The sequence below is a fragment of the Streptomyces dioscori genome (assembly GCF_003024195.1).
Lineage (GTDB): Bacteria > Actinomycetota > Actinomycetes > Streptomycetales > Streptomycetaceae > Streptomyces > Streptomyces dioscori.
This window is the reverse complement of record NZ_KZ679047.1, coordinates 279,657-305,481: the sequence shown is the minus strand read 5'-3', so window position 1 is coordinate 305,481 and position 25,825 is coordinate 279,657. Positions and strand designations below refer to the sequence as shown.

23 protein-coding genes and 1 pseudogene are annotated in these 25,825 nt (G+C 71.0%); 14 read left to right on the top strand and 10 right to left on the bottom strand.

Going from position 1 to position 25,825, the window contains the following annotated elements:
• Positions 1-117 precede the first annotated feature (117 nt).
• The gene (locus tag C6Y14_RS25635; RefSeq protein WP_107019167.1) at positions 118-1,359 is read left to right on the top strand and encodes an acyl-CoA dehydrogenase family protein; all 1,242 of its coding nucleotides are present in this window, start codon (positions 118-120) and stop codon (positions 1,357-1,359) included.
• 120 nt (positions 1,360-1,479) lie between these two features.
• A complete protein-coding gene (locus C6Y14_RS25630) occupies positions 1,480-1,884 on the top strand; it encodes an SseB family protein (protein ID WP_107019166.1) in 405 nt (134 codons plus the stop codon).
• 262 nt (positions 1,885-2,146) lie between these two features.
• Here the strand turns inward: C6Y14_RS25630 and C6Y14_RS25625 are convergent, their stop codons facing one another.
• The 4 genes from C6Y14_RS25625 to C6Y14_RS25610 form a co-directional block, all read right to left on the bottom strand.
• A complete protein-coding gene (locus C6Y14_RS25625) occupies positions 2,147-3,133 on the bottom strand; it encodes an AraC family transcriptional regulator (RefSeq protein ID WP_107019165.1) in 987 nt (328 codons plus the stop codon).
• A gap of 86 nt (positions 3,134-3,219) precedes the next feature.
• Complete coding sequence (locus C6Y14_RS25620) at positions 3,220-3,642, bottom strand: MarR family winged helix-turn-helix transcriptional regulator (protein WP_107019164.1); 423 nt, start codon at positions 3,640-3,642, stop codon at positions 3,220-3,222.
• 78 nt (positions 3,643-3,720) lie between these two features.
• Complete coding sequence (locus C6Y14_RS25615; RefSeq protein WP_107019163.1) at positions 3,721-4,071, bottom strand: VOC family protein; 351 nt, start codon at positions 4,069-4,071, stop codon at positions 3,721-3,723.
• Between the two features lie 150 nt (positions 4,072-4,221).
• Positions 4,222-4,806 (bottom strand): TMEM165/GDT1 family protein, encoded by a 585-nt coding sequence (locus C6Y14_RS25610; RefSeq protein WP_107019162.1) that lies wholly within the window; start codon positions 4,804-4,806, stop codon positions 4,222-4,224.
• Positions 4,807-5,187: 381 nt separating this feature from the next.
• On the opposite strand from C6Y14_RS25610, the gene C6Y14_RS25605 reads away from it, so the two are divergent.
• A complete protein-coding gene (locus C6Y14_RS25605) occupies positions 5,188-5,616 on the top strand; it encodes an SseB family protein (protein ID WP_225891264.1) in 429 nt (142 codons plus the stop codon).
• A 9-nt stretch (positions 5,617-5,625) separates the two neighbouring features.
• On the opposite strand, the gene C6Y14_RS25600 is transcribed toward C6Y14_RS25605, so the two are convergent.
• From C6Y14_RS25600 to C6Y14_RS25585, 4 genes are read right to left on the bottom strand one after another with little or no spacing between them, the layout of a single operon-like run.
• Positions 5,626-6,657, bottom strand: coding sequence for a LacI family DNA-binding transcriptional regulator (locus tag C6Y14_RS25600; protein ID WP_107019161.1), 1,032 nt, complete (start codon positions 6,655-6,657; stop codon positions 5,626-5,628).
• Complete coding sequence (locus C6Y14_RS25595) at positions 6,654-7,559, bottom strand: carbohydrate ABC transporter permease (RefSeq protein ID WP_107019160.1); 906 nt, start codon at positions 7,557-7,559, stop codon at positions 6,654-6,656. The genes C6Y14_RS25600 and C6Y14_RS25595 overlap by 4 nt, the downstream gene beginning before the upstream one ends.
• Positions 7,556-8,479, bottom strand: a complete 924-nt coding sequence (locus C6Y14_RS25590) for a carbohydrate ABC transporter permease (RefSeq protein ID WP_107019159.1) — start codon at positions 8,477-8,479, stop codon at positions 7,556-7,558. The genes C6Y14_RS25595 and C6Y14_RS25590 overlap by 4 nt, the downstream gene beginning before the upstream one ends.
• On the bottom strand, positions 8,476-9,795 hold the full coding sequence (locus C6Y14_RS25585; RefSeq protein WP_107019158.1) for an ABC transporter substrate-binding protein: 1,320 nt from the start codon (positions 9,793-9,795) through the stop codon (positions 8,476-8,478). The genes C6Y14_RS25590 and C6Y14_RS25585 overlap by 4 nt, the downstream gene beginning before the upstream one ends.
• 184 nt (positions 9,796-9,979) lie before the next feature.
• Here C6Y14_RS25585 and C6Y14_RS25580 point away from each other — a divergent pair, with 184 nt between their 5' ends.
• Positions 9,980-12,040, top strand: a complete 2,061-nt coding sequence (locus C6Y14_RS25580) for a beta-galactosidase (RefSeq protein ID WP_107019157.1) — start codon at positions 9,980-9,982, stop codon at positions 12,038-12,040.
• Positions 12,041-12,316: 276 nt separating this feature from the next.
• Positions 12,317-13,912: a glycoside hydrolase family 53 protein gene (locus C6Y14_RS25575; protein ID WP_107019156.1), complete on the top strand. Its 1,596-nt coding sequence runs from the start codon at positions 12,317-12,319 to the stop codon at positions 13,910-13,912.
• Between the two features lie 72 nt (positions 13,913-13,984).
• Here the strand turns inward: C6Y14_RS25575 and C6Y14_RS25570 are convergent, their stop codons facing one another.
• Positions 13,985-15,496: an AMP-binding protein gene (locus C6Y14_RS25570; RefSeq protein ID WP_107019155.1), complete on the bottom strand. Its 1,512-nt coding sequence runs from the start codon at positions 15,494-15,496 to the stop codon at positions 13,985-13,987.
• Between the two features lie 210 nt (positions 15,497-15,706).
• Here C6Y14_RS25570 and C6Y14_RS25565 point away from each other — a divergent pair, with 210 nt between their 5' ends.
• The 9 genes from C6Y14_RS25565 (at position 15,707) to C6Y14_RS25525 (ending at position 24,842) form a co-directional block, all read left to right on the top strand.
• The gene (locus tag C6Y14_RS25565) at positions 15,707-16,105 is read left to right on the top strand and encodes a nuclear transport factor 2 family protein (protein WP_107019154.1); all 399 of its coding nucleotides are present in this window, start codon (positions 15,707-15,709) and stop codon (positions 16,103-16,105) included.
• Positions 16,106-16,157: 52 nt separating this feature from the next.
• The gene (gene crcB / locus C6Y14_RS25560; protein WP_107019153.1) at positions 16,158-16,646 is read left to right on the top strand and encodes a fluoride efflux transporter CrcB; all 489 of its coding nucleotides are present in this window, start codon (positions 16,158-16,160) and stop codon (positions 16,644-16,646) included.
• Entirely contained in the window at positions 16,643-17,017 is a 375-nt protein-coding gene (gene crcB / locus C6Y14_RS25555; protein WP_107019251.1) for a fluoride efflux transporter CrcB, read from the top strand. The genes crcB (C6Y14_RS25560) and crcB (C6Y14_RS25555) overlap by 4 nt, the downstream gene beginning before the upstream one ends.
• 188 nt (positions 17,018-17,205) lie before the next feature.
• Positions 17,206-17,952 (top strand): FadR/GntR family transcriptional regulator, encoded by a 747-nt coding sequence (locus C6Y14_RS25550; RefSeq protein WP_107019250.1) that lies wholly within the window; start codon positions 17,206-17,208, stop codon positions 17,950-17,952.
• Complete coding sequence (locus tag C6Y14_RS25545) at positions 17,949-19,418, top strand: amino acid permease (protein WP_107019152.1); 1,470 nt, start codon at positions 17,949-17,951, stop codon at positions 19,416-19,418. The genes C6Y14_RS25550 and C6Y14_RS25545 overlap by 4 nt, the downstream gene beginning before the upstream one ends.
• Positions 19,415-20,476, top strand: a complete 1,062-nt coding sequence (locus C6Y14_RS25540; protein ID WP_107019151.1) for an asparaginase — start codon at positions 19,415-19,417, stop codon at positions 20,474-20,476. The genes C6Y14_RS25545 and C6Y14_RS25540 overlap by 4 nt, the downstream gene beginning before the upstream one ends.
• Positions 20,477-20,915: 439 nt before the next feature.
• Positions 20,916-21,839, top strand: coding sequence for a glutaminase (locus C6Y14_RS25535; protein WP_107019249.1), 924 nt, complete (start codon positions 20,916-20,918; stop codon positions 21,837-21,839).
• Positions 21,840-21,963: 124 nt separating this feature from the next.
• A complete protein-coding gene (gene mptB, locus C6Y14_RS25530; RefSeq protein ID WP_107019150.1) occupies positions 21,964-23,370 on the top strand; it encodes a polyprenol phosphomannose-dependent alpha 1,6 mannosyltransferase MptB in 1,407 nt (468 codons plus the stop codon).
• Complete coding sequence (locus tag C6Y14_RS25525; RefSeq protein ID WP_107019149.1) at positions 23,367-24,842, top strand: glycosyltransferase 87 family protein; 1,476 nt, start codon at positions 23,367-23,369, stop codon at positions 24,840-24,842. Before mptB ends, C6Y14_RS25525 begins: the two co-directional genes overlap by 4 nt.
• Before the next feature lie 11 nt (positions 24,843-24,853).
• On the opposite strand, the pseudogene C6Y14_RS45155 reads toward C6Y14_RS25525, so the two are convergent.
• Positions 24,854-25,522: pseudogene (locus C6Y14_RS45155) on the bottom strand (D-alanyl-D-alanine carboxypeptidase family protein); the annotation flags it as partial.
• Positions 25,523-25,825 lie beyond the last annotated feature (303 nt).

Sequence of the window (25,825 nt, the reverse complement as noted above, 5' to 3'; positions counted from 1 at the left end):
AAGCAGGCACGGGGGCGGTCCAGTTGGCGGTATCCGGTGGGTACAGGAGACACCGGTCGCGTGTTCAATCACGGGTACCGCGTCACATACGGACCGCCCCACCCGTCAGGAGGCACCGTGATCGCCCCTCCCGAACCCGGACTGACCGAACGCGAACTCATCGACCGGGCCACAGACCTGCGGCCCGTACTGCTCGAACGCCAGGCGCAGACGGAGGAGTTGACGCGCTACCCGCAGGAGACGCACGACGACTTCCTGCGGGCCGGCTTCTACCGCACCCTGCAGCCGCGCCGATACGGAGGCTACGAGTTCGGGCTGCCGACCTTCCTCCGCGTGGTCACCGAGATCACCCGCGGCTGCCCCTCCACCGGCTGGGCCCTGTCCCTGACAGCCGCCCATGTCCTGCAGTTCGCCGCGCAGTTCGACGAGCGGGCACAGGACGAGGTCTTCGGCGCCGACGGCGAGTTCCGCGCCGCGTCCACCGTCGCACCCGTCGGAGTCGCCGAACCGGACGGCGACGGCGGGATCCTCCTGGACGGCACCTGGCCCTACTCCTCCGGCTCCCCGTACTCCACCCACTACCTCGGCCAGACCCTGCGCGCCCCCGAGAAGCCCGGCGACCCGCCCGGACCACTGGTCCTGTTCGTCGCCCCGCGCCCGGTGTGGACCCTCGTCGACGACTGGCACGGCGTCCTCGGCCTGCGCGGCAGCGGCTCCAACAGCGTCCGCATGGACCGGGCCCGGATCCCCGAACACCTCACCCGCGAGGTGAGCCTGCTCGACCTGCCGGTGGAGGGCGGCACCCCCGGCTCGAAACTGCACGGCAACGCCCTGTACGCGGGGCGCGCGCCCAGCGTCTACCACGGGGAGCTGGCGGCCATCATGACCGGCATCGCGTACGCCGCCGCCGACGAGTACACCCGGATCCTCGAAGGCCGGCCGCTCACCCTGGAACCGGACCGCACCCGCTCGGAACTGCACGACTACCAGCGCCACCTCGGCGAGGCACTCGGCCTGATCCACACCGCCGAGGCGGCCCTCCAGCGCAACGCCGAGGACTACATGGAGGCCTGCCGCCGCAACGTCTCGGGCGAGGCGCCCTTCACCGTCGCCGACGACAACCGGCTCGCGATCGTCTTCCTCAACGCGGGACGCACGGCCTGGGACGCCCTGCAGAACATCCTCTTCCGCACGGCCGGCTCCCGCTACGCACGCGACGGCGAGCGGATACAACGCTACTTCCGGGACGCCGCCACGTACTGGTCGCACATCGGGGCGAGCATGGCCGAGCCACTCGCCCGGCGCGTCGGCCGCGACCGGCTGGGACTGCCCTCGCACGACATTCCGCTCATCCCGTGACCGTTGCGTGACGGGTGTGTGGAGCGGGCATGGCACCCCGCAGGACGGGTACGCGACCAGCCGCGCCCGAGTCGGAGACGACACGGGCGGCCTGTTTTCGCCACTACGTCTGGATGTGCCATGGATATTTCCTCGAACGACAGCGCCACGGTGGAGGCCCAGCGCGCGCTGAGCGTCCTGGCCGAGAATGCCGGGGACGGCGCGGCGCTGGACACACTGGCCGGTAGTGACGTGCTGGTCCCGGTGCCCGACGACGCCCAGGACGAGACGGTGGCCGACCCCACGGTCGTGGCCCTGCCCGTTCTCGAACAGCCGGGCTCCGACCCGCTGGTCCCGGTGTTCACCTCGGAGGTGACGATGGCCGAGCTGCTGCCGTCCGTGTCGCGCTACCGCCTCGTACCCCTGGGTACGCTCGCCGCGCAGTGGCCCTCCAGCGACCTCTCGCTGAGCATCGACGCCAGCACGCCCCACGGCCTGACCCTCGACTCCCAGGGCGTACGCACCCTGCTGGCGCCCCGCGCCTGAGACGGACGGTGCGGACGGCGGATCGGGCCCGGCCACCTGTCGGAGGGGAGCGGCCGGGCCCTGGGACGCGGGCGCACTCCCGCTCCCGCGCCCCTGGTCCGAAACCGTGGAAGCCGTGGAAACCGTGGAATCCGTGAGGGATGAACGGCGCCGACACCGTTCATCCCTGACGCACGGGCGCCGTGATCAACGGTAGGCCGACACCCGCGCCGGAATCGCTCCGCAAAGCGCGGCGGTTGTCCGGTATGCGCGGCGGCGCCCCTCAGCCCGACCGCAGCGTCTGCGCGGGCGAGGTCCCGAACCGGATCCGGTAGCGCTGCGCGAAGCGCCCGAGATGCGCGAACCCCCACCGGTACGCCACCTCCGTGACCGTGATCGTCGCGGGATCCGCCGCGAGCAGCTGCTCGTGCGCCCGCCGCAGCCGGACCTCGGTGACATAGGCGGTGGGGGACATCCCCACATGTTTGCGAAAGGCCTCCTGGAGGGCGCGCACCCCGATCTGGGACAGCGAGGCCAGCCGCGCCGCGTCGTAGTGCTCGTCCGGCCGCTCCTCGATCGCCTCCATGACCCGCCGGACCGTGGCGGGCCGCGCCGCCGGCACGGGCGCCTCCAGCGCGCCGCGGTACGAGTGCCCGCACGCGAGCAACAAGCCCTCCAGCAGGGTCTGTTCGATCCGTGACCGGATCAGGGGCCGGCCCAGCAGTCCGTCCGCGGTGTTCTTCTCCCGCAGACACCACAGCGCGAGATCCGCCCAGCTGCGCCCGGCCCCTTGGCCGACGTCGATGTACGTCTCGAAGGACGGGGGCCGGCGCACGGGCCCGCCGAGCAGGGCCTCCAGCCGCTCGTGCAGGGCGGCCATGTCGATCTTCACGGTGAGGGCACGGCAGTCGGCCGACCAGTCGTCCACCCGGATCCCGCGTTCCGGCTTGAGGAACACCGCGCGCCCGGGAACGGTGTACGACGGCGCCCCGAACCCCTGCCGGCAGCGGAAGCGGCCGGTGAGCGGCACGGTCACGTGGTAGACCCGCGGCTGTGCGAAGCCGAGCGTCACCTCGGTACCGAAACTGACGTCGCCGACGGTCAGCGCGCCGAGTTCGGCCACTGCGAGCCGGGTGAGGAAGTCCTCGGCCGGGCCCGCCACTTCGAGGCGAAGGTCGTAGTAGTGCTCCGCGATGACGTCATGTGACTCCTCCACACAACGCGTCTCGTAGCTGCTGACCCCGGCCTGCCGCTCTTCGTCCTCGACCACTGTGATCCCCCCGACACAGTCCGCGCCGCTCCGCGCACGGCGACCATGCGACGGTACGGGATGCGCCGCGCCCGGCGGAAGGATCTTCAGGCGTCGGTCAGCATGCGCGCCAGGGCGGCGCGCTGGAGGGGGCGGACCTGAGCGTGCAGGTCACGGCCCTTGCGGGTGAGGGCCACCCAGACGCCGCGCCGGTCCTCCTGGCAGATGCTCCGCTCCACCAGGCCCTCCTTCTCCAGGCGTCCGATCAGCCGGGAGAGGGCGCTCTGGCTCAGATGGATCCGGTCGGCGATGTTCTGCACGCGGCACTGCTCGGCGGGGGCCGGGCCCGTGCTCACCTGTGCGTCGGGGGCCGAGGTGCCCGACACGAGGATGTCGAGCACCTCGAAGTCACTGGCGCCCAGGCCGTGCGGATGGAGTTCGCGATCGATCTCGCACATGGTGCGCGCGTGCACCGACAGGATGTCCCGCCACTGGTCCTCCAGCCGGGAAGCGGCCTTCTCTGCTGCCATGTCCGCACGGTAACAGAGAAGAGGCCACTTATTGAGTGTGCAACTAGTGCAGTTGCATACAGTTGACCGGGTCCGGGATCAGGAGGCCTCCTGGACCAGGCCGATCGCGTTGCCGTCGGCGTCCTTCACGGAGGCGATCAGCATGCCGCCGCCGACGTCCTGGACGTCCTGGACCACCTCGGCACCGGCGCCCACCAGACCGGCGAGGCCCGCCTTGATGTCGTCGACGTACCAGTAGGGGACGGGCCCGGTCAGACCCTTGGCGTGCCCGTGCGGGTCGAGTCCGACCTCGGGCCGCCCCGGCGCCCGGAATCCCACGTAGTACGCCTCGTCCACGTACGGCTCCACGCCGAGGAGCGTGCCGAACAGGGCCTTGGCGCGGGCGAGGTCCTTGACGGGGTAGTTGATGGTCTTGAGGCCTTCGGGCATGAGGGGCTCCTCCGTGGTCGTGATCGGACCGGCGGTCCTTCGTCCGCCGGTCTCCCGGCGGTTTCTCGCCGGTGCCATCACGCTACGACCGGGTGGTGCCCGGCCGCTTCTCCGATCCTGACCAGTCAGGGGCGGAGCGGCCCCGGCCCGTCAGCCCGCGAAGATCTCCACCACCGACCAGACGGCGAGGCCGAGCATGCAGATCCCGCCGACGCGCTGCACGGTCTTCAGCGGCACGCGCTTGGCGATGAAGCGCCCGGCCAGCAGCGCCAGCGCGGAGACCGACATCAGGGCCGCCGCCGAACCGACGGCCACGGACGCGACCCCGTTCGTGGCGGCGAGGTTGGCGGTCGTGATCTGCGTCAGATCGCCCCACTCGCTGATGAAGACGGCCATGAATGCGGTCGTGTAGACGGGCCAGAAGCCGGTCACGGTACGGCCGCCGGCATCCTCGTCGTCCTCGTCGTCGCCCCCGCGCAGCAGCATGAAGGCGCCGAACGCGAAGAGGGCGGCCGAGACCGACTTGACGGTCCAGTCGGGCAGCAGGCCGATGAGGCTTCCGGCGCCGACCGCGATGGCGACATGGACGATGAACGCGGTGGACGTGCCGAACCACACGTAGAGGGGCCGCATACGGGTACCCATGGCGAGCGACGCGAACATCGTCTTGTCCGGCAGCTCGGCGAGGAAGATCAGCCCGAAGGCGGTGAGGATCGCCAGAGGGTCGAGATGCATTCCGGTGGCTTTCTGTAGGGACCGGGCCCCCGGATCCTCGCGAAGCGCCCTCGGTCGGGGCGACAGGAGAACCGATCGGCCCGGCATGTCGGGTGCGCCGCGGGGTCGCGGGCACGGCAATGCCTGGCCGAAGGTCTCGTCCACCCGTGTGTCACATGGGCCCGGCCACCGGGAACCCGAGGGTTCCAGTGTGTCGACGACCGGTTCGCAGGACTACTCCCCTTCGCAGTCACTCAGTGTACAGGGCATCTGTATGGGTGCCGCATGGGAGCGGGATGAGTGGGTAGAAGAGGTGCATTCCGTACGGATGGATCATCTCCGGGCAATCGTCTCGGGGGCCGTGCGGGTGGGGGCCGTACGGGAAGGACGGGACGCGGCACCATGACCATGACCACGACCGACGCGACCGACGAAGACACCGCCGAGGTGATCCTGCGGGCCCTGGGCGTGCTGGCCCACGACGGCGGGGACCGGCGCGCGCGGGCGACGCTCGCCGGCAGCGACGTACTGATCCCGTCCTACGGCCCGGACGACGACAGCCCGGACGGCGACGGCCCGGACGACGACGGCGGGGATCCAATGACGCTGATCCTGCCGGTCACGGAGCGGACCGTGCTGGTCTTCACCTCGGAAGCACGCATGATCCACTCCCTGCCGGGCGTCCGCCACTACTGTCTCGTCCCGCTCGGCACGCTCCCGGCGTACTGGCCCGAGCGGGACCCCTCCCTGACCATCGACGCCGGGTCACCGGACAGCGTGATGCTGACCGCCGAGGGGGTACGGACCCTGCTGTCCGCCGGCGACCGGTGAACCCACGCCTCAGGTCGACCGGCGTTTCACCAGCTCCGTCGGCAGGATGACCGCCGCCGGATCCTCTCCGCCGATCTGGGCGAGCAGCACCCGGACCATCTCGGAACTGATCCGGTCGTAGGGCTGGCGGATGGTGGTGAGTTCGGGGCTCGCCGCGACGGCCGCCGAGGAGTCGTCGAAGCCGCCCACCGCCACATCGCCGGGGACGCTGCGGCCCGCCCGGTGCAGTGCGGTCAGTACGCCCTGCGCCATCAGGTCGGAGGCCACGAAGACGGCGTCCATGTCCGGCGCCCGCTCCAGGAGCAGTTCGGCGCCCGCCTCGCCGCTGGCCCGGCTGTAGTCGCCGGACGTGACGAGGCGTTCGTCGAGCTCGATGCCCGACTCGGTGAGCACCTCGCGGTAGCCCGCCAGGCGCTCGACACCGCCGGGGGTGTCCAGCGGTCCGGTCACCATGCCCACCCGGCGCCGGCCGAGCGACACCAGATGGCGCACCATGTCCCGGGCGCCGTCCCGGTCGTCCGCTGCCACATAACTGATCTTGGAGCCGACGCCGATGGGCTTGCCGCACATGACGAGCGGCACCCCGGCGTCACGCAGCTGCTCGGCCACCGGGTCGCCGGAGTGGCTGGAGACCAGCAGCACCCCGTCGACATGGCCCGCCGTGATGTACCGCGTGATGCGGCGCCGTTCGTCCTCGGTGCCCGCCAACATCAGCAGCAACGGGATGTCGTGCGCCGCCAGTGCCTGCGTACAACCGCGCAGCAGGACGTTGAAGTTGGGGTCCTCGAAGAACCTCTCCTGGGGTTCGGTGAGCAGGAAGCCGATCGAGTCCGAGCGTCCGGTGATCAGCGAGCGGGCGTGCCGGTTCACGACGTAACCCGTCCTGCGGATGGCGGCGTTGACCGCTTCCTGGGCGGCGGGACTGACATAGTGCCCGCCGTTCAGGACGCGCGACACCGTCCCCCGGGACACTCCCGCCTCGCGCGCGACATCATGAATCGTCGGCGGTCGGCGCCGGCCCCCCGATTGGCTCATGGTCACGACTTTACGGCTCCCGACAGCAGATCCAGACTCCAGAACCGCTGGATGACCAGGAAGAGCGCGACGAGCGGGATCACCGCGAGCAGCGCGCCGGTGATCACCAGCGTGTAGAGGGCCGGAGTGTTGGAGCCCTGTTCGAGAAGGGTGAACAGACCGAGGGTGATGGGGAACTTCTCGTCGTCGCTGAGCATGATGTACGGCAGCAGGAAGTTGTTCCACACCGCCACGAACTGGAACAGGAAGACCGTCACCAGGCCGGGCACCATCATCGGCAGCGCGATCCGGGTGAAAATCCGCAGCTCGCTCGCGCCGTCCATCCGCCCCGCCTCGACGACATCGGTCGGCACGGCCGCCGCGGAGTAGATCCGCGCGAGATACACGCCGTACGGGGACAGGACCAGCGGCAGCAGCACGGACGCGTAGGAATCCGTGAGGTCGGCCTTGGCCATGAGGAGGTACTGCGGGATCGCGAGGATCACGGGCGGCATCAGCACGCCGGCGAGGAGAATGTTGAAGACGGCCTCGCGCCCGCGGAAGCGGTAGATGGCCAGCGCGTAGCCGCTGAACGCCGAGACGGCCGTCGACAGGAGGGCGCCGAGGCCCGCGTAGAGGGCGGAGTTGCCCATCCACTTCCAGTACACGCCGTCGCGGTAGGCGTTGAGGTCCCTGACGTTCTCGGTGAAGCCGGTGCCCGGCAGGAACGTGAACGTCGAGAACAGCTCGCTGCCCGACTTGGTCGCCGCGATCACCACCCACGCCACCGGCAGCAGGCAGTAGAGCGCGCCGATCAGCAGGGTCACCGTCGGGACGAAGGCGATACGGCGGCGCAGCGGCGGCCCCTGGGCGGTACCGGGCGTCGTGCCGGCGGCCGGAGCCGCCTTGCGGACGGCAAGAGAACTCACTGTGCTGCCTCCTGCTTGTTACGGGAGTTCGCGGCCCGCAGGAAGCCGAAGGACAGGACCAGCGTGACGAGCGCGATGATCACCGCGGTCGCCGCGGCGGAGTGGATGTCGCCCTTGCCGAAGGCGTCCTGGTACACCTTCATCAGCGGACTCCAGGTCGTGGAGACGGAGTTGGTGAGCGGCTTGAGCGTGGTGGGCTCGCTGAACACCTGGAGCGTCGCGATGATCGAGAAAAAGAAGGTGAGCACCAGCGAGGGCACCACCATCGGGATCTTGATCCTGAGCGCCGTCTGCAGGGGCGTCGCGCCGTCCAGCTTGGCCGCCTCGTACACCTCGGCGGGGATGGCCTGCAGCGCGGTGTAGATGACGATCATGTTGAAGCCGGTGCCGCCCCACACCGCGATGTTGGACAGGGCGATGTACAGCGGCCCGCCGTCCAGCAGATCCGGCTGCGGCAGGCCCAGTCGGTCGAGGACGAAGTAGAAGGGGCTGACGTCCGGCAGATAGAGGAAGCCCCAGAGCATCGCGGCGACGACGCCCGGAATGGCGTACGGCAGGAAGATCGCGAGGCGGGTGACCGGGGCGAGGCGGACCCGGTCCGTGTCGAGCATCAGCGCGAAGAGCAGCGCCAGCCCCAGCATGACCGGGACGACGATGGCGCCGTACCCGAGCACGCGCAGCGCTCCGGCGAGCAGTTCGGAGTCGGTCAGGGAGTCGGTGTAGTTCTCCAGACCGGCCCAGACTTCCTTCCGGGCCCCCGAACCAAGGCCCAGGCCCTTGACCTGCACCTTGTGCAGACTGAGCCAGACCGCGTAGCCGATGGGCAGCGCGAAGAACAGGGCGAAGAGGATCGTCGCGGGGAGGAGGAAGGCATACGGGGCCCCCTTGACCCCGTACGACTTCCGGCGTGCGCTGATCACTCCGCGACCTCGAAGCCCTGCTTGTCGAGGTCGGCGACGGTGTCGTCCTGCATCTTCGTCAGGGCCGCGCCGAAGTCCGACTTGTTCTTGGCGGCAGCGCCGAAGGCGTCCTTGAAGGTGGTGTACGCGACGTTCACGTTCGGGCCCCAGGCGGACGGGGCTGTGGTCTTCGCGATGGCGGCGGCCTGGGTGTAGAAGTCCGGCTGGTTCGAGAAGTACGCCGGCGGCTCGGTGAAGGCGTCACTGGTCTGCGCGGTCGTGGCGGCCGGGTAGATGCCGCCCTCCTTCGCGAGCGCGGTCAGCGCCTCGGGGTCCGTGTTCAGCCAGGTGGCGAACTTCGCGGCGGCCGACTTGTGCGTGGAGTCCGTGGTGACGGCCGTGGACGAGCCGCCCCAGCTGCCCGTGACGTTCTCGGACGCGGACCACTGCGGCAGCGGGGCCATCGCCCACTTGCCCTTGGTGTCGGGCGCGGCGGTGGTGAGGGTGCCCGGCGCCCAGACCGCGCTCACCCAGGCGATCTGCTTGCCGGTGTTCAGCGCCTTGTTCCAGGCGGGCGTGTACATCGGCTGGTTGTCGATCGCGCCCTCCTTGACGAGACCGCCCCAGAAGTCGGCGACCTTCTGCGAGGCCGCGTCGTCGATGCCGACCTTCCACTTGTCGCCCTCGGTGGTCCACCACTTGGCGCCGGCCTGCTGCGCGAGACCGGCGAACAGTCCGGAGTCGTTGGCGGAGAACGTGGTCAGGTCCGTCTCCGGCGCCTTCTTCTTCAGTGCGCGGGCGGTCTCGGCGAACTCCTCCCACGTCTTCGGGACGTCGAGGCCGTACTTCTTGAACAGGTCCTCGCGGTAGTAGAACATCATCGGCCCGGAGTCCTGCGGGATCGCGTACACCGCGTCCGAGCCCAGTGTGGTCTGCTGCCAGACGCCCTCGGCGAACTTGTCCTTCACCCCGTCCACGTCACCGGCTATGTCGGCGAGCGCGTCGTTGCTGACCAGCGTCGGCAGCGCCTGGTACTCGGCCTGGACCAGGTCAGGGGCCTTCTTGGCCTTGTGCGCGGTGAGGATCTTGGTGACCAGTGTGTCGCCGGACGCCTGCTTCTTGACCGTGACCTTGATCTGGTCCTTCTTGCCCTGGCCGTCGTTCCACAGGTCGGCGACCTTGTCCATGCCCGGCGTCCAGGACCAGTACGTCAGCGAGACGGGCCCCGCATCGGCCTCGCTGTCGTCGTCGGAGGACCCGCAGGCGGCGAGTGCGGTGGCGCCGAGCGAGACGGCGACCGAGATGGTCACGAGGCGGCGCAGCTTCGTGTGTGGCATGGATGTATCTCCCTGACCGTGGTCTCCGCCTGCTGCGGAGGCCTGCCATGCTTCTGTGAGCGTTCACAGTAGAGAAACATCCCGGACACTTGTCAATGGTTGTTGCTGTGCGGTTATGTTGGCCTCGCGCCGCTGGAACAGTGTGTGCACGTTCCCAAATGATCGATTTAGCGGGAGACAATCCATGCCGGAGTCCAAGCCGGAGACCACCCCCAAGGGCCTTGCACGGCTCGCCTTCGGTGGGGACTACAACCCCGAGCAGTGGCCGGAGTCCGTCTGGCCCGAGGACGTCCGGCTGATGCGCGAGGCCGGCGTCACGATGGTCAGCGTCGGGATCTTCTCCTGGGCGCTGCTCGAACCCTCGCCGGGCACCTACGACTTCGGCTGGCTCGACCGGGTGCTGGACCTGCTGCACGAGAACGGGATACGCGTCGACCTCGGTACGCCGACCGTCGCGCCGCCCGCCTGGTTCTACCGGGAGCACCCCGGGGCGCTGCCGGTGGCCGCCGACGGGACCCGGTACGAGTTCGGCTCGCGCGGCGCCATCTGCCACAGCAACCCGCACTACCGCGCCGCCGCCGCGAACATCACCGAGCGCCTCGCGGAGCGGTACGCCGCGCATCCCGCACTCGCCCTGTGGCACGTCCACAACGAGTACGGGGTCCCGGTCTCGGCCTGCTACTGCGAGAACTGCGCCGCACACTTCCGCCGCTGGCTCACGGAGACCTACGGCACGGCCGGCCCGGACGGCGCGGTGCACGCGATCGACGCGGTCAACGAGGCCTGGGGCACGGCCTTCTGGGGCCAGCGGTACGCGGACCTCGACCAGATCAACCCGCCCCGCCTCGCCCCGACCGTCGGCAACCCGGGCCAGGCACTCGACTACAAGCGGTTCGCCGACGCCACCATGCGCGAGAACTTCGTGGCCGAGCGAGACATCCTGCACCGCCTGGCGCCCGGCATCCCGGTCACCACGAACTTCATGACCGCCCTCAGCCAGTGCGACTCCGTCGACTACTGGGCCTGGGGCCGCGAGGTCGACCTCGTCAGCAACGACCACTACCTGATCACCGACGGCCGCCGTACGCACGTGAACCTCGCGATGGCCGCCGACCTGACCCGTTCCGTGGCGGGCGGCGCCCCCTGGCTGCTCCTCGAACACTCCACGTCCGGCGTCAACTGGCAGGCCCGCAACCCCGCGAAGGAGCCCGGCCAGATGGCCCGCAACTCGCTCGCCCATGTGGCCCGGGGCTCCGAAGGCGCGATGTTCTTCCAGTGGCGGCAGTCACGACGGGGTGCGGAGAAGTTCCACTCCTCGATGCTGCCGCACGCGGGCACCGACTCACGCGTGTGGCGCGAAGTCGTCGAACTCGGCGCCTCGGTCGACTCGTTGAGTGTGGTCCGCGGCACCCGCACCGTGGCCGACGCGGCCGTCCTGTGGGACTGGCACTCCTGGTGGGCACAGAACCTCGCCTGGCGGCCGAGCGAGGACCACGACCCGCGCGAGCGCGCCGACTCCTTCTACGAAGCTCTCTACGACCGGCACCTCACCGTCGACTTCGCCCACCCGGAGGCCGACCTGTCGGCCTACCCGCTGGTCGTGGTCCCCGCGCTCTACCTGATGACCGAGGCCGCCGGGCTCAACCTCAAGGAGTACGTCGAGAACGGCGGCACGCTCGTCGTCTCGTACTTCTCCGGCATCGTCGACGAGCACGACGCCGTGCACGACGGCGCGTACCCCGGCCCGCTGCGGGACGTGCTCGGCCTGACCGTCGAGGAGTTCTCGCCGCTCCTCGCGGGCGACCAGGTGCGCCTCACCGGTCCCGACGGCTCCGAACTCGCCGGTGACGTGTGGAGCGAGTTCGTCGTGCCGCGCGGCGCCGAGACCGTGTGGACGTACGCCGACGGGCTCGCCGCCGGGCATCCCGCGGTCACCCGGCACCGGCTCGGGGCGGGGTCCGCGTGGTACGTGTCCACGCGGCTGGGGGCCGCCGGGCTGGACGCGCTGATCGGGTGGGCCGCGGACGATGCGCGGATCGCTCCGCGGGCCGATCTGCCGCGGGATGTCGAGGTCGTGCGGCGGGCGGGGGAGTCGGGGGCGTTCCTGTTCGCCATCAACCACTCCGGTGTGGAGGTCAAGGTGCCGCTCGATGCGCACGGTACTGAGTTGCTGACGGGGGAGCGGGCTGCTGGGCGGCTCGCGGTGCCGGCGGGGGCCGTACGGGTCGTGCGCCTCGACGACTGATCCGACCTGCAGTTTTCGCCCCCGCCGCCCTTACCCTTCCCGTCACTGCATGGGGGCTGCGCCCCCTCGCCCCCCTTTGTCCTCAAACGCCGGACGGGCTGGAGGTATCCGCCGGTCCGGCGACGCTTCAGCCCGTCCGGCGTTTGAGGACCGGGGGTTCGGGGGCAGCGCCCCCGAGTCGTGGACGGGAACGGGTAGGGGCGGCGGGGGCGAGCAAAACCCCCCGTCACCGCACGGGGATCACATCCACATCACGTCGAAGGGACAACGACGACGATGTTCCAACCCAGACGCACCAGCCGCACAAGCCGCACAAGCCGCACACTCAGGGCCCTGCTCCTGCCCCTCGCAGCAGCCCTCTCCCTCACCCTGCTACCCGCGCAGAGCGCATCCGCGGCCACCACCCTCGCCAACCCCGGCTTCGAAGCGAACGGCACCGGCACCGCCACTCCCACCGGCTGGACGGCCTACTCGGCCGGAGGCCAGAACGCGGCCTCCTTCACCGAGTCGGGCGGCCACACCGGCGGCTACCGGCTCACGCACTACGCGGCCTCCGCGTACAAGGTGGAGACCTACCAGTACCTCTCCGGCCTGACCAACGGCACCTACAAGCTCACCGCCTGGGTGCGCTCGGGCGGCGGCCAGAACTCCGCCTACCTCGCGCTCAAGAACTGCGGCAGCGCGGAGCAGCGCACCGACATCCCGGTCTCGTCCAGCGGCTGGCTCCGGATCGTCACCTCCATAGCCGTGACGAACAACCAGTGCACGATCAGCGTCAACTCCGACGCCAAGGCCGGCAACTGGATCAATGTGGACGACCTGACTTTCACCTCCGGCTCAACAGGGCTTGCCATCAAGGGGTCTGACGTTTCGTCACTCGCCAAGAGCGAGGCCAAGGGCGGGGTCTACAAGAACAGTTCCGGCGCCACCGGTGACGCCCTCGCCGTCCTCAGGTCCGCCGGGCAGAACTACGCCCGTCTCAAGGTGTGGGTGAACCCCGCCGACGGCTACAACGACAAGGCGCACGTCCTCGCCGTCGCCAAGCGTGTCAAGGCGCAGGGCATGAAACTCCTCGTCGACTTCCACTACTCGGACACCTGGGCCGACCCGGGCGCCCAGTCCAAGCCCGCCGCCTGGTCCGGACACTCGTACAGCCAGCTGAGGACGGACGTCTACAACCACACGTACGACGTTCTCAACGCCCTGAAGGCCCAGGGCACCACCGCCGACATGGTGCAGGTCGGCAACGAGATCAACGGCGGCATGCTCTGGAACGAGGGCTCCACCTCGAACTGGTCGCAGCTCGCCGGACTGCTGAACTCCGGCTACGACGCCGTCAAGGCGGTCAACTCCGGTACGACCGTGGCGATCCACCTCGCCAAGGGCGGCGATCTGGCAGGCACCCGCTGGTGGTTCGACAGCGCCGTGTCCAACGGCGTGAAGTTCGACGTCATCGGCCTGTCCTACTACGGCTACTGGCACGGCACGCTCGCCGACTTCCAGACGACCCTGGACGACGCCGCGTCCCGCTACGGCAAGCCGGTGTACCTCGCCGAGACGGCCTATCCCTTCCGGCTGGACAGCAAGGACACACACGAGAACATCATCGATCTCGCGAGTGAGCTGGTGCCCGGTTACGCCGCCTCGACGGCAGGGCAGACCCAGTGGATGAAGGACGTCGCGAGCATCGTGGAGGCCGTACCGAACGGCCGCGGGCTCGGCATCTTCTACTGGGAGTCCACCTGGACCGCGGTGACCGGCAACGGCTGGGACCCCACGGATCCCTCGTCCGGCAACGGCTGGGAGAACCAGGCCCTGTTCGGCTACGACGACAAGGCGCTGCCGGCGATGGCGTGGTTCAGCCACCGGTGACGGCGCGGACGTAGGCCACGGGGGTGGGGCGGAAACGGCTGCTCGTTTCCGCCCCACCCCCTGCGGCTCCCGTCAGTCCCGCCAGAACGGCTCCCGCAGTTTGAACTTCTGCAGTTTCCCCGTCGCCGTCCGCGGCAGCGACTCCACGAAGTCGACCCGCTTGGGTGTCTTGAAGCCCGCGAGCCGCGTCCGGCAGTGGGCGATCAACTCCTCGGCGGTGACCCCGGACCCGTCCGTCACCACGAGCGCCGTCACCAGCTCGCCCCACTTGGCGTCCGGGATGCCGATCACCGCCACCTCGCGCACCGCGGGATGCGAGGTGATCACGTCCTCCACCTCGATCGACGAGACGTTCTCACCGCCGGAGATGATGACGTCCTTCTTGCGGTCGGAGATGACCAGGTACCCCTCGTCGTCGAGGTACCCGCCGTCCCCGGTGTGGAACCAGCCGCCCTCCTGGGCCTTCGCCGTCTCCTCGGGCTGCTCCCAGTAGCCGTCGAGGTTGTGGTTGGACGCGGTCAGCACCTCCCCGTCCACGTCGACGTCCACACGTACGCCGAGAGCGGGCGCGCCCGCCCGGCCGAGCCTGCGGGCCCGCTCGGTGGGGTCGAGGTCGTCCCACTCCTCGCGACCGCGGTTGACCGTGACGAGCGGCGAGGTCTCGGTGAGCCCGTAGATCTGGATGAACTCCCAGCCCAGTTCGACCGTCACCCGCTCGATCGTGCGCGTCGGCGGCGGCGCGCCCGCGCAGACGATACGGACCCGGTCGCGGCCGGGGATCCCGCCCTCCCAGTCGGCGGCGGCGTCGAGCACCGCGTTCAGGACGGCGGGTGCCGCGCACATCAGGGTGACGCCGTGCCGCTCGACGCGGCGCAGGATCTCGGCGCCGTCGATCTGCCGGAGCACGATGTGCCGGCCGCCGACGCCCGTCACGCCGTACGGCATGCCCCAGCCGTTCGCGTGGAACATCGGGAGCGTGTGCAGATAGACGTCACGGTCGCTGATCGTGGTGTGCAGCCCGAACACGGTCGCGTTCAGCCACAGATTGCGATGGGTGAGCTGAACTCCCTTGGGACGGGCGGTCGTTCCCGACGTGTAGTTGACGCTGGCCGTCGCGCCCTCGTCCGGCTCCGCCCAGTCCCGCGGTTCGGTGTCGGTAAGGAAGAGATCGTCGTCGTCGCCCAGGACGAACTTGTGCTTGACGTCGAGGGAGTCGAGGACCTCCGCGCAGGAGGGGTCCGCGTAGACGACCGAGGCACCGGAGTGCCGGACGATGTAGTCGATCTCCGACCGGGTGAGCCGGAAGTTCACCGGAACGAGGACCCGCCCCCAGCCGGAGACGCCGAAGAACGAGGTCAGCAGGCGCGCCGAGTTCTGTGAGATCACCGCGACCCGGCCGCCCACCGGCACGTCCAGCCGGTCCAGTCTGGCCGCCTGCGCGCGGGCGAGCCTCGCCAGGTCCCGGTAGGTCAGCTCGCCGAGGCCGGGCCCCGGCTGTTCCGGTTCGTCGACGACGGCGACGCGGTCCGGGTAGACATGGGCCGCGCGGTCGAGGAAGTCACGGACGGTCAGCGGGTAGTACACGACAGCACCTCCGGTTCGGTGATTCCTTCCTACCTCGCCGGACCGCCCGCGTACCCCCATGGAGCCGTCACGGATCCCTGTCTCCCCAATCCCCATTGCGGACCGACGTGCCCGAGGAGTACTGTCCAAAACACCTAATCAACATGTTGAGTATCGATGGTGAGTACCGACGTTGAACACCGATGAGCAAGAGAGAGTGAGAGGTGCAGGATGACGCATCCCTTCCGCAAGGCGGTCGAGGACGGCGACCACGCGGCCGTCGTCGACCTGCTCGCCGAGGACGTCGTGTTCACCAGCCCGGTGGTCTTCAAGCCGTACGCCGGGAAGGCGATCACCTCCGCGATCCTGGGCGCCGTCATCGAGGTGTTCGAGGACTTCCACTACGTCCGCGAGATCGCGGACCCCGGCGGCCGTGACCTCGTCCTCGTCTTCGAGGCGCGCGTGGGAGACCGTGCCCTCCAGGGCTGCGACATCCTGCACTTCGGTGAGGACGGCCGGATCGACGACCTCACCGTCATGGTCCGCCCCCTGTCGGCGGCCCAGGCGCTCCAGGCGGCGATGGCGGCCCGCTTCGACGCCATCGCCGGGGCGGCGTCGGCCGCCTCTTGACCGGCAGCGGCGGATAGCCTGGTCTCCGGCCCGAGATCAGGAGACACCGCGCATGACCAGCCCCCGCCCGGAGACGGTGGACGAACCGGCGGAACACGGTGCGCCCGCCCGGCGCGCGCCGGTGTGGCGGGGGCAGGGGCCGGCCGTGGCGGTGGTCGCGGTGGGCGGCGCGGCCGGTGCGTCGGCGCGCTACGGGGCCGCACTGCTCTGGCCCGCGCGGACGGGCGGCTTCCCGTGGACCACGTTCTGGGTCAACGTCGTCGGCTGCTGCGTGATCGGCGTCTTCATGGTCCTGGTCACCGAGGTGTGGGCGCCCCACCCGCTGGTGCGCCCCTTCTTCGGTACCGGCGTGCTGGGCGGCTTCACGACCTTCTCGACCTACGCCGTGGACATCCAGAGGCTGCTCGACGAGGGGCACCCCCGGACCGCCCTCGCCTACCTCGCGGCCACTCTCGTCGCGGCCCTCGCGGCGGTATGGGCGGCCGTGGCGCTGACGCGCCGGGTGTCGGCCCGGTGGAGCGCGGGGCGGGAGCCCTCGTGAACTGGGTACTCGTGATCGTCGGCGGCATGGTCGGCGCACCCCTGCGCTACCTCACCGACCGTGCGGTGCAGGCCCGCCACGACTCGGGCTTCCCCTGGGGCACCTTCACCGTGAACGTCGTCGGCTGCCTGGTCCTGGGCGCCCTGACCGGCGCGGCCACGGCCGGCGCGGCCTCCTCCCACCTGCAACTGCTGCTCGGTACGGGCCTGTGCGGGGCGCTCACCACGTACTCGACCTTCTCGTACGAGACGCTGCGGCTGGCCGAGAACGGCGCCCGACCGCAAGCCGCCGCCAACGCGATCGTGAGCGTGGCCGCGGGGCTCGGGGCGGCGTTCGCGGGGGTCGCGGCGGCCCAGTCCCTCTGGTCGTAGCCCCCGAGACCGTCCGTACGGTGGCACGCCGCGACACGCCGCCCGGACTCGTACCGGGCCGGTCGACCGGCCCGCCGGACTGCCGGACTGCCGGAGCGCCAGGCCGAGGCGGCGCAAGGAACCGGCTGGTGGCGGGCGCGGACCCGTCGACCTTGACAGTCGCCTCCCGTGGCCCGCAGGATCACCCCGTGAACCTGTCAGACAGCCAGACAGCTGGCGGCTCCGTGCCGAGGCGCATAAGCGCCATGGAGGCCGTACTCGGGCATCTTCGCGGTGCCATCGAGGGCGGTGAGTACGCCGTGGGGGACAAGCTGCCCTCCGAGGCGGAGCTGTGCCGACGGCTGGAGGTCAGCAGGCCCGTGCTGCGGGAGGCCCTGCGCGCCCTGCAGACCATGGGTCTGACCGTGTCACGGACCGGCAAGGGCACGTTCGTCGTGTCGAGCGGCCCCGTCGAGGACCCCACCTTCGGCGACTACACGGCCAGCGACCTGATGGAGGTCCGCCGGCACGTCGAGATCCCGGTGGCCGGATACGCGGCAGTGCGCCGGACCCCCGAGGACCTCGACCACCTGGCCCATCTGCTCGAAAGGATGGAGCGCGAGCGGGACACCACCGCGTGGGTCGCGATGGACACGCTTTTCCACCTCGCCGTGGCGCAGGCCGCCCAGAACCCGGTCTTCCGCCGCGTGATCGAGGAGATCCGCGACGCACTGGCCCGGCAGTCCGCGTTCCTCAACGAACTCGGCGGCCGTCGCGAGCAGTCCAACCGGGAACACCGCGCCATCGTCGAGGCCCTCGTCGACGGCAGCGCGGCCGACGCGGTCGACGCCATGGCGCACCACCTCGACCGCGTCGAGACGACCCTCACCGCGATCGTGCGCCCCGAGCGCACCGACCCCGCGGGCACCCCCACAGAAGGCGAAACACACGCGTGAGCGAGCAGTCCCTCGAAGACCAGACGCAACAGACACCACAGGAGGAGCGGAAGAGGCGGCCGAGCAGCCATGTCGACGCCGGTGACGCGGGGTACAGCAAGTCCCTGAAGTCCCGGCACGTCAACATGATCGCCATCGGCGGGGCCATCGGCACCGGCCTCTTCCTCGGCGCCGGCGGCCGGCTCGCGGAGGCGGGCCCGTCCCTCTTCATCGCGTACGCAGTCTGCGGGATCTTCGCCTTCCTCGTCGTCCGCGCCCTCGGCGAACTCGTCCTGTACCGGCCGTCCTCCGGCGCCTTCGTGTCGTACGCCCGGGAGTTCCTGGGCGAGAAGGGCGCGTACACCGCGGGCTGGATGTACTTCCTGAACTGGGCGACCACCGGCGTCGCCGACATCACCGCGGTCGCCACCTACACCCACTACTGGGGCATGTTCTCCGACATCCCGCAGTGGGTGATCGCCCTGATCGCGCTGGCGGTCGTGCTCACCGTGAACCTCATCTCGGTGAAGATCTTCGGCGAGCTGGAGTTCTGGTTCGCCATCGTCAAGGTCGGCGCGCTCGTCGCGTTCATGCTGATCGGGATCTTCGTCCTGGTCACGCAGCACCCCGTCGACGGAGCCACCCCCGGCCCCTCCCTGATCAGCGACAACGGCGGACTCTTCCCGAGCGGTCTGCTGCCGATGCTGCTGATCATCCAGGGTGTCGTCTTCGCGTACGCCTCCGTCGAACTGGTCGGTGTCGCGGCGGGCGAGACGGAGAACCCCGAGAAGATCCTCCCGAAGGCCATCAACTCGATCATGTGGCGCGTCGGTCTCTTCTACGTCGGCTCGGTGCTCCTGCTGTCCATGCTGCTGCCCTGGAACAAGTACACCGCCGGGGAGAGCCCGTTCGTGACCGTGCTCTCCAACATCGGCATCCCGGCCGCGGGCGGCGTGATGAACCTCGTCGTGATGACCGCCGCCATGTCCAGCCTCAACTCCGGGCTGTACTCCACCGGCCGCATCCTGCGCTCCATGTCGATGGCCGGCTCGGCGCCCAGGTTCACCTCGGTGATGAGCCGCAGCCAGGTCCCGTACGGCGGAATCCTGCTGACCAGCGGTATCTGCGTGCTCGGCGTCGGGCTCAACTTCGTCGTCCCCGCCGACGCCTTCGAGATCGTGCTCAACTTCGCCGCGCTCGGCATCCTCGCCACCTGGGGCATGATCATGATCTGTCATCTGCAGTTCTGGCGGAAGTCGCAGGAGGGCGAGGTGGACCGCCCCGGCTACCGGCTCCCCGGCTCGCCCTGGACCGAACTCGTCACCCTCTTCTTCCTCGCCTCCGTCCTGGTCCTCATGTACGCGGACGGGGGAGCGGGCCGGACCACGGTCCTGTGCCTCCCGCTGATCGTGGCGGCGCTGGTGGCGGGCTGGTACGGCGTACGCGCCCGCGTCACCGCCCTGCGCGACGGCCAGGTGGACGCATGAGCACCGACGCCCTCGCCGGATGCGGGAGTTCGCTCGGCGCGGCACCCTCCATCAGGGAACCGCTGCACGCGCCCGTCGCCCATCTCGTCCGCGGCGGTGTCATCGAAGGCATCCACTACGGCTCGGTGGTCGTGCTGGCCGCCGACGGCAGCGTGGACCTCCAGATCGGCGACATCGAGGCCGCCTTCTACCCGCGCTCGGCGCTCAAGCCCGTACAGGCGGTGGCCATGGTGCGGGCCGGGCTGCCCCTCGAAGACGACCTGCTCTCGCTGGCCGCGGCCAGCCACTCCGGCGAGGAACGCCACCTCGCCGGCAGCCGGCGGATCCTGGAACTCGCCGGACTCACCGAGGACGACCTGCGCAACGTCCCCGACCTGCCCTTCGACCCGGTCGTCCGCGAGGACTGGATCCGCGCCGGGCGGCTGCCGTCGCGGCTCGCCCAGAACTGCTCGGGCAAGCACGCCGCGATGCTCTACACGGCACGGCTCAACGGCTGGTCGCTCGACGACTACCTCGACCCCGCGCACCCCCTCCAGCAGGCGATCGAGGAGATCGTCGAGGACCTGACCGGGCAGGCCGTCGCCCAGGTCACCGTCGACGGCTGCGGCGCCCCGCTGTTCGCCGTCTCGCTGCACGGACTCGCCCGCGCCGCCGCCAGGATCACGACGGCCCCGCCCGGCACGCCCGAGGCGCGGGTGGCCGACGCGATGCGCGAGCACGCCGAGATGGCGTCCGGGTCCGGGCGTGACGTCGCCGCGCTGATGCGGGCCGTGCCGGGGCTGCTCGCGAAGGACGGCTTCGAGGGTGTGCAGGTCGCGGCGCTGCCGGACCGCCGGGCCGTCGCCGTGAAGATCGCCGACGGCGCGGACCGCGCGCGGGTACCGGTCGCCGCGGCGGCGCTCGCCCGGGTCGGCGTCGACCCGGCCGCGCTCGCCGAGTTCGCGGGGGCGCCGCTGCTCGGGGGCGGTGCGGTGGTGGGGCACATCCGGACGACCCGCGCGCTCGACCCACTACCGGAGCCACCGCCGGCGCCGGCACTGTCGGGCCGACCCGCCTGACGCCCCGCGAGGGGCTCCGCCCGTGGTGAGCTGCGGGGCCGGTGGGGGTCACCCGCGCCGTTCCTCGCACCCTTGCATGCCGCGTGACGCCCCGCGCGGGCTCCGGCCCGTGGTGGGCTGCGGGTCGGTGGGGGTCACCCGCGCAGTTCCCCGCGCCCCTAAACGCCGCCTGGCGTCCCCGCGTGGGGCTCCGCCCGTGGTGGGGTGCGGGTCGGTGGGGGTCACCCGCGCAGTTCCCCGCGCCCCCAAATACCGGGGGCGCGGGGAACGGCGCAGTCTTTTGTCTTTGAGGGGCGCGGGGAACGGCGCAGTCTTTTGTCTTTGAGGGGCGCGGGGAACGGCGCAGTCTTTTGCTTTTCAGGGGCGCGGGGAACTGCGCGGCCCACCCCCACCGGCCCGCACCCACCCGCACGGAGTGCCCCGGCGGCAGAATGTGATCATGAGTTCGCCGCTGACCTTCCAGCCCGTCCTGGACCGTATCGCCGCAGAGATCGAGCAGACCCCCGGCCGCGGCCGGCCCGCCGACTACATCCCGGCCCTCGCCGCCTGCGACCCCCGCCGCTTCGGCATGGCCGTCGCCGAGCTCGACGGCACGGTGTACGGAGTCGGTGACTGGCGCCAGCCCTTCTCGACCCAGTCCATCACCAAGGTCTTCACCCTGGCCCTGGACCTGGCCCACGAGGCCGACGAACTCTGGGAACACGTCGGCCGTGAACCCTCCGGCAACCCCTTCAACTCACTCGTCCAGCTGGAGTACGAGAACGGCATCCCCCGCAACCCCTTCATCAACGCGGGCGCCCTCGTCGTCACCGACCGCCTCCACACCCAGACCGGCGACGCGGCAGGCACCCTCCTCGGCTTCCTGCGCGCGGAGAGCGGCAACGACGAGCTCGCCATCAACGAGGACGTGGCCGCCTCCGAGACCGCCCACGGCGACCGCAACGCCGCGCTCGGCCACTTCATGGCGTCCTACGGGAACATCGGCAACCCGGTCCCGGTCCTGCTCGACGAGTACTTCCGGCAGTGCTCCGTCGAGGCGTCCTGCGCGGACCTCGCCCTGGCCACCGGCTTCCTCGCCCGGCACGGCATCCGCGCGGACGGCACCCGCCTCCTGACGATGAGCCAGGCCAAGGAGGTCAACGCGGTCATGCTCACCTGCGGCACGTACGACGCGGCGGGCGAGTTCGCCTACCGCGTGGGCCTGCCCGGCAAGAGCGGTGTCGGCGGCGGGATCATCGCCGTCGTCCCCGGCCGCTGCACGCTCTGCGTGTGGAGCCCCGGCCTGGACGGACACGGCAACTCGGTCGCGGGAGTCGCCGCTCTGGACCGCTTCACCACCATCACCGGCCTGTCGGTGTTCTGAGCAGCCGCACCCGCACAGCCGTCCGGACGCCCGTCCTGGTCAGTAAGACGGCGGCCATGCCGCGGCTGCCGCTCCGAAGTGGACGCGTCGCTTTCCGGCCACCCCGCATTGACACGCTTGCCGAGTGTTGGCCAAGGGTTTCACCGTCGATCTGCGTCGCTGTCAGCTGCTCGGGCTCGCGGGCTCCGTCGTCCTCACGGCGGGAGGCGAGACGGCCGGCGCCCTGCCCGTACGGGAACTGCCGTCCCTCGCGTCCGGAAGGGCGGCACTCGGCCTGGTGGGCGTGTACTTCGGAGTCGTCCTGCTCATCGCCGCCTGGGTGCTGCTGGGGCGGGTGGTCCGAGGCCCCGAACCGCCGACGCCCCGTGCCCTGCTGGTCGTCCTCGCCGTGTGGGCGGTTCCCCTGCTGCTCGCGCCGCCCCTGTTCAGCCGGGACGTCTACAGCTATCTGGCCCAGGGCGCGATGGTCGACGCGCACCTCGACGTCTACACCCACGGCCCCGCCATCCTGGGCGGACCCCTCGCGGACGAGGTGGCGCCCGTGTGGCGGCGGACCGCGACCCCGTACGGGCCCGTCTTCCTCGCGGTGGCCTCCGCGCTGTCCGGCCTGACGCGGGGCGAGGTGCCCGCCGGACTGTTCGGCATGCGGGTCGTCGCGCTGCTCGGTGTGGCGCTGATGGCCGCCGTACTGCCGAGGCTGGCCCGGCACAGCGGCGCCGACCCCGCCGCCGCGCTGTGGCTCGGCGCGCTCAACCCGCTCGTGCTGCTGCATCTGGTGGCCGGAGCGCACAACGACGCCCTCATGCTCGGCCTCCTCGGCGCCGGACTGGTGGCGGCCCTCGGCCGCTGGCCCGTCCTGGGCGCCGTCCTCGTCACCCTGGCCGCCCTGGTCAAGGTTCCGGCCGTGCTGGGCCTGGCGGCCGTCGTGGCGCTCCAGGTACGCGCCGGACGGAGCATGGCGCGGGCCGTCGCCACGACCACGGCCGCCGCCCTCGCCACCACCGTCGCCGCGACCGCCGCGGCCGGTACCGGATACGGCTGGATCGCCGCCCTGAGGACACCCGTGTCCCCGCACAACTGGTCGCCCACCAGCCTCCTCGGCCGCGCCACCGGCGACCTGTTGCGGGGCCTCGGCAGCGATCTCGCCCCGTACGCGCTGCCCGCCTGGCACGCCCTCGGCCTTGTCCTCACCGTCGTCGTCATCGCCGGCATCTGGCTGCGCCGCCCCCGCGTGAGCCCCGTCTACGCGCTGGGCCTCAGCCTGGCGACGGTGGCCGTGCTCGGCCCGGCCGTCCGGCCCTGGTACGCGCTGTGGGGCCTGTTCCTCATCGCCGCGGCGGCGCCCAGTGCGTCCGTACGCCACCGGGTGGCCGCCGTGACCGGAGTGCTCGCCCTCGGTGTCCTGCCCAGCGGCGGGCCGCCCGACAGCGAGCAGCTGGCACTCGCGGTGTCGGGCGGGATGCTGGCGCTGGTCGTCCTCTGGCAGGCGCACCAGACGTCGAACGCGCCCGTCCTGGGGCGGACGGCATGAGGCTGCCGCGCACCGACCGGGGGCGTCTGCTGTTCGTTCTCGTCCTGGCCACCGCCGTGACGGTCTTCACCGCGACCGTGCCCCTGCTGCGGGACTGGTTCGACCTGCGGGTCTACCACGGGGCCGTCGACACCTGGATCCACCACGGCGGGCACCTCTACGACTACCGGGTGCCGGGGACGACGTACGGCTTCACGTATCCGCCGTTCGCGGCCGTCGGCATGCTGCCGATGGCGCTGCTCGGACTGCAGACCGCGATCGCTGTCGGCCTGCTGCTCAACCTGGCCGCGACGGGCTTCGTCCTGCACACCCTGTACGTGCTGACCGGGCGCAGGCTGCGCCGGTACGGCCTGTTCGGGCTCGGCGTGGGTGTCTGTCTGCTCGCCCTCCTCGAACCGGTCCGCGACACCTTCAGCTTCGGCCAGGTCAACCTCCTGCTGCTGGCCCTGGTCCTCGCCGACGCCCGGCTGATCGCGCACGGGCGCAGCCGCTGGGCGGGCGTCGGGATCAGTCTTGCCGCGGCGGTCAAGCTCACGCCCGCGATCTTCATCGTCCTGCTGCTGCTCGCCCGGCGCCCGCGCGCGGCGGCCACCGCCACGGGGGTCGCGGCGGCCGCCACCGCGTTCGCGGCCCTGGCCGCGCCGGACGCGTCCCGTTTCTACTGGACCGACGCGGTCTGGGACACGTCCCGTATCGGCCGCCTCGCCTATGTCTCCAACCAGTCGCTGCAGGGCGTACTGGCCCGTCTCGCCGACCCCGCCGAGCCGAGCCGTGCCGTCTGGGCGCTGCTGGCGCTCGCTGTCCTCGGGGTGTGGATGTGGCGGGCGCGCCGGGCCCTCGCGGGCGGGGACGTCCTCGGCGCCTTCGCCCTCACCGGACTCGCCGCGTGCCTGGTCAGCCCCATCACCTGGGTCCACCACCTCGTCTGGCTGCTGCCCTCGCTGGTGATTCTCGCCGAGACGGGCCTGCGGCGGCGGCGCGCAGGGCTGCTGTGGCTCACCGCGGGCCTGTACGTCCTGCTGTGCAGCAGCGTCGTGTGGCTGTGGTTCGACGACGCGTCGGGCATCGTCGGCTTCGTCGGCAGCAACGCGTACGTGTGGATCACGCTGGGGCTGCTGCTCGGGCTGCCCCTCGATCAGCGTCGCGTGGCGGAACGCCGGCCGTGGAGGCGCAGGGCCAGTGCCACGGCACCCGCGCCGAGCGCGCCCGAGCCGGCGAGCGTTCCCGCCGTCGTCAGCCAGCCACCGGCACCCGCGGGGCCGTCGGCCTCGTCCGCGGGCGCCGCGGGCCCGGCCGGCGGGGCGGCACCCGGACCGGGGCCGGGCCGTGCCCCGGCCGCCGGACCCGCGGTGGCACGTGGCACGGGACGGGGCAGGAGCGAGCCGACCGGATCGACCCGGCCGGTGGCCCCGAAACCCCAGTCGAGCAAGGAGCGCGCCTCCTCGTACACGGCGAACCTGCCGCCCTCCTGAGGGTCCATCACGGTGACGACGAGGGTGTGCCCGCCCCGGCGCGCGGCGGCGACGAGCGTGCTGCCCGCCTGGGAGGTGGACCCGTTCTTGATGCCGATGAGCCCTGGATAGGGCGCGACCCCGTCGGCACCGGAGAGCAGCCGGTTGGTGTTCTCGATCTCGTACGCCCAGCCGTCGCCGGGGAACTTCGCGCGGACGGTGGCGCAGTAGCGGACGAAGTCCGTGTTGCGCAGCCCCGCGCGCCCGAAGACGGCCAGGTCGTACGCGGACGACACCTGGCCGGGTGTGTCGTAGCCGTCGGGTGAGACGACCCGGGTGTCACGGGCGCCCAGGGCCTGGGCCTTGGCCTGCATCTGGGCGGCCGTGGCACGCCAGCCGCCGTTCATCTCGGCGAGTACGTGGACGGCGTCGTTGCCGGAGTTGAGGAAGACGCCCCGCCACAGGTCGGACGCCCGGTAGGTACGTCCCGCGCGGACCCCGACCAGGCTGCTGCCGGGGCCGATGCCGGCCAGGTCCGCCTCGGTGACGGTGTGCCGGACCGCGGAGGGCAGCACGGGGAGCACGGTCACCGCGAAGAGGGTCTTCAACGTGCTGGCGGGCGGCAGGGCGAGGTGTGCGTTGTGTGCCGCGAGCACATCGCCGGTGTCGGCGTCGGCCACCAGCCAGGACCGGGCGGACATCTCCCGCGGCACGCCGGGCGCTCCGGCCCGGAGCGCGACCTGTGTCCCGGGACGGTCCAATGTCGGAGGCGGCAAGGGTGGTGAGGACGACGAGGCGGGCGCGGGAGGGGGATTGGCGGTGCTCGGAGTGGGCCCGGTGTGTGCGACGGCCGTCCCGGCGCGCGGCCCGGTGACGGTCGTGTGTGCCGCGCCGAGGGCCGCGACCGGTCCCGGCACGAGGGCGAGCGCTCCGACGACGCAGAGGGCGGAGCAGGAGACGGCCGTGCGGGCGGGGAGTCCGATGGTCATACCGCAAACGTAGGA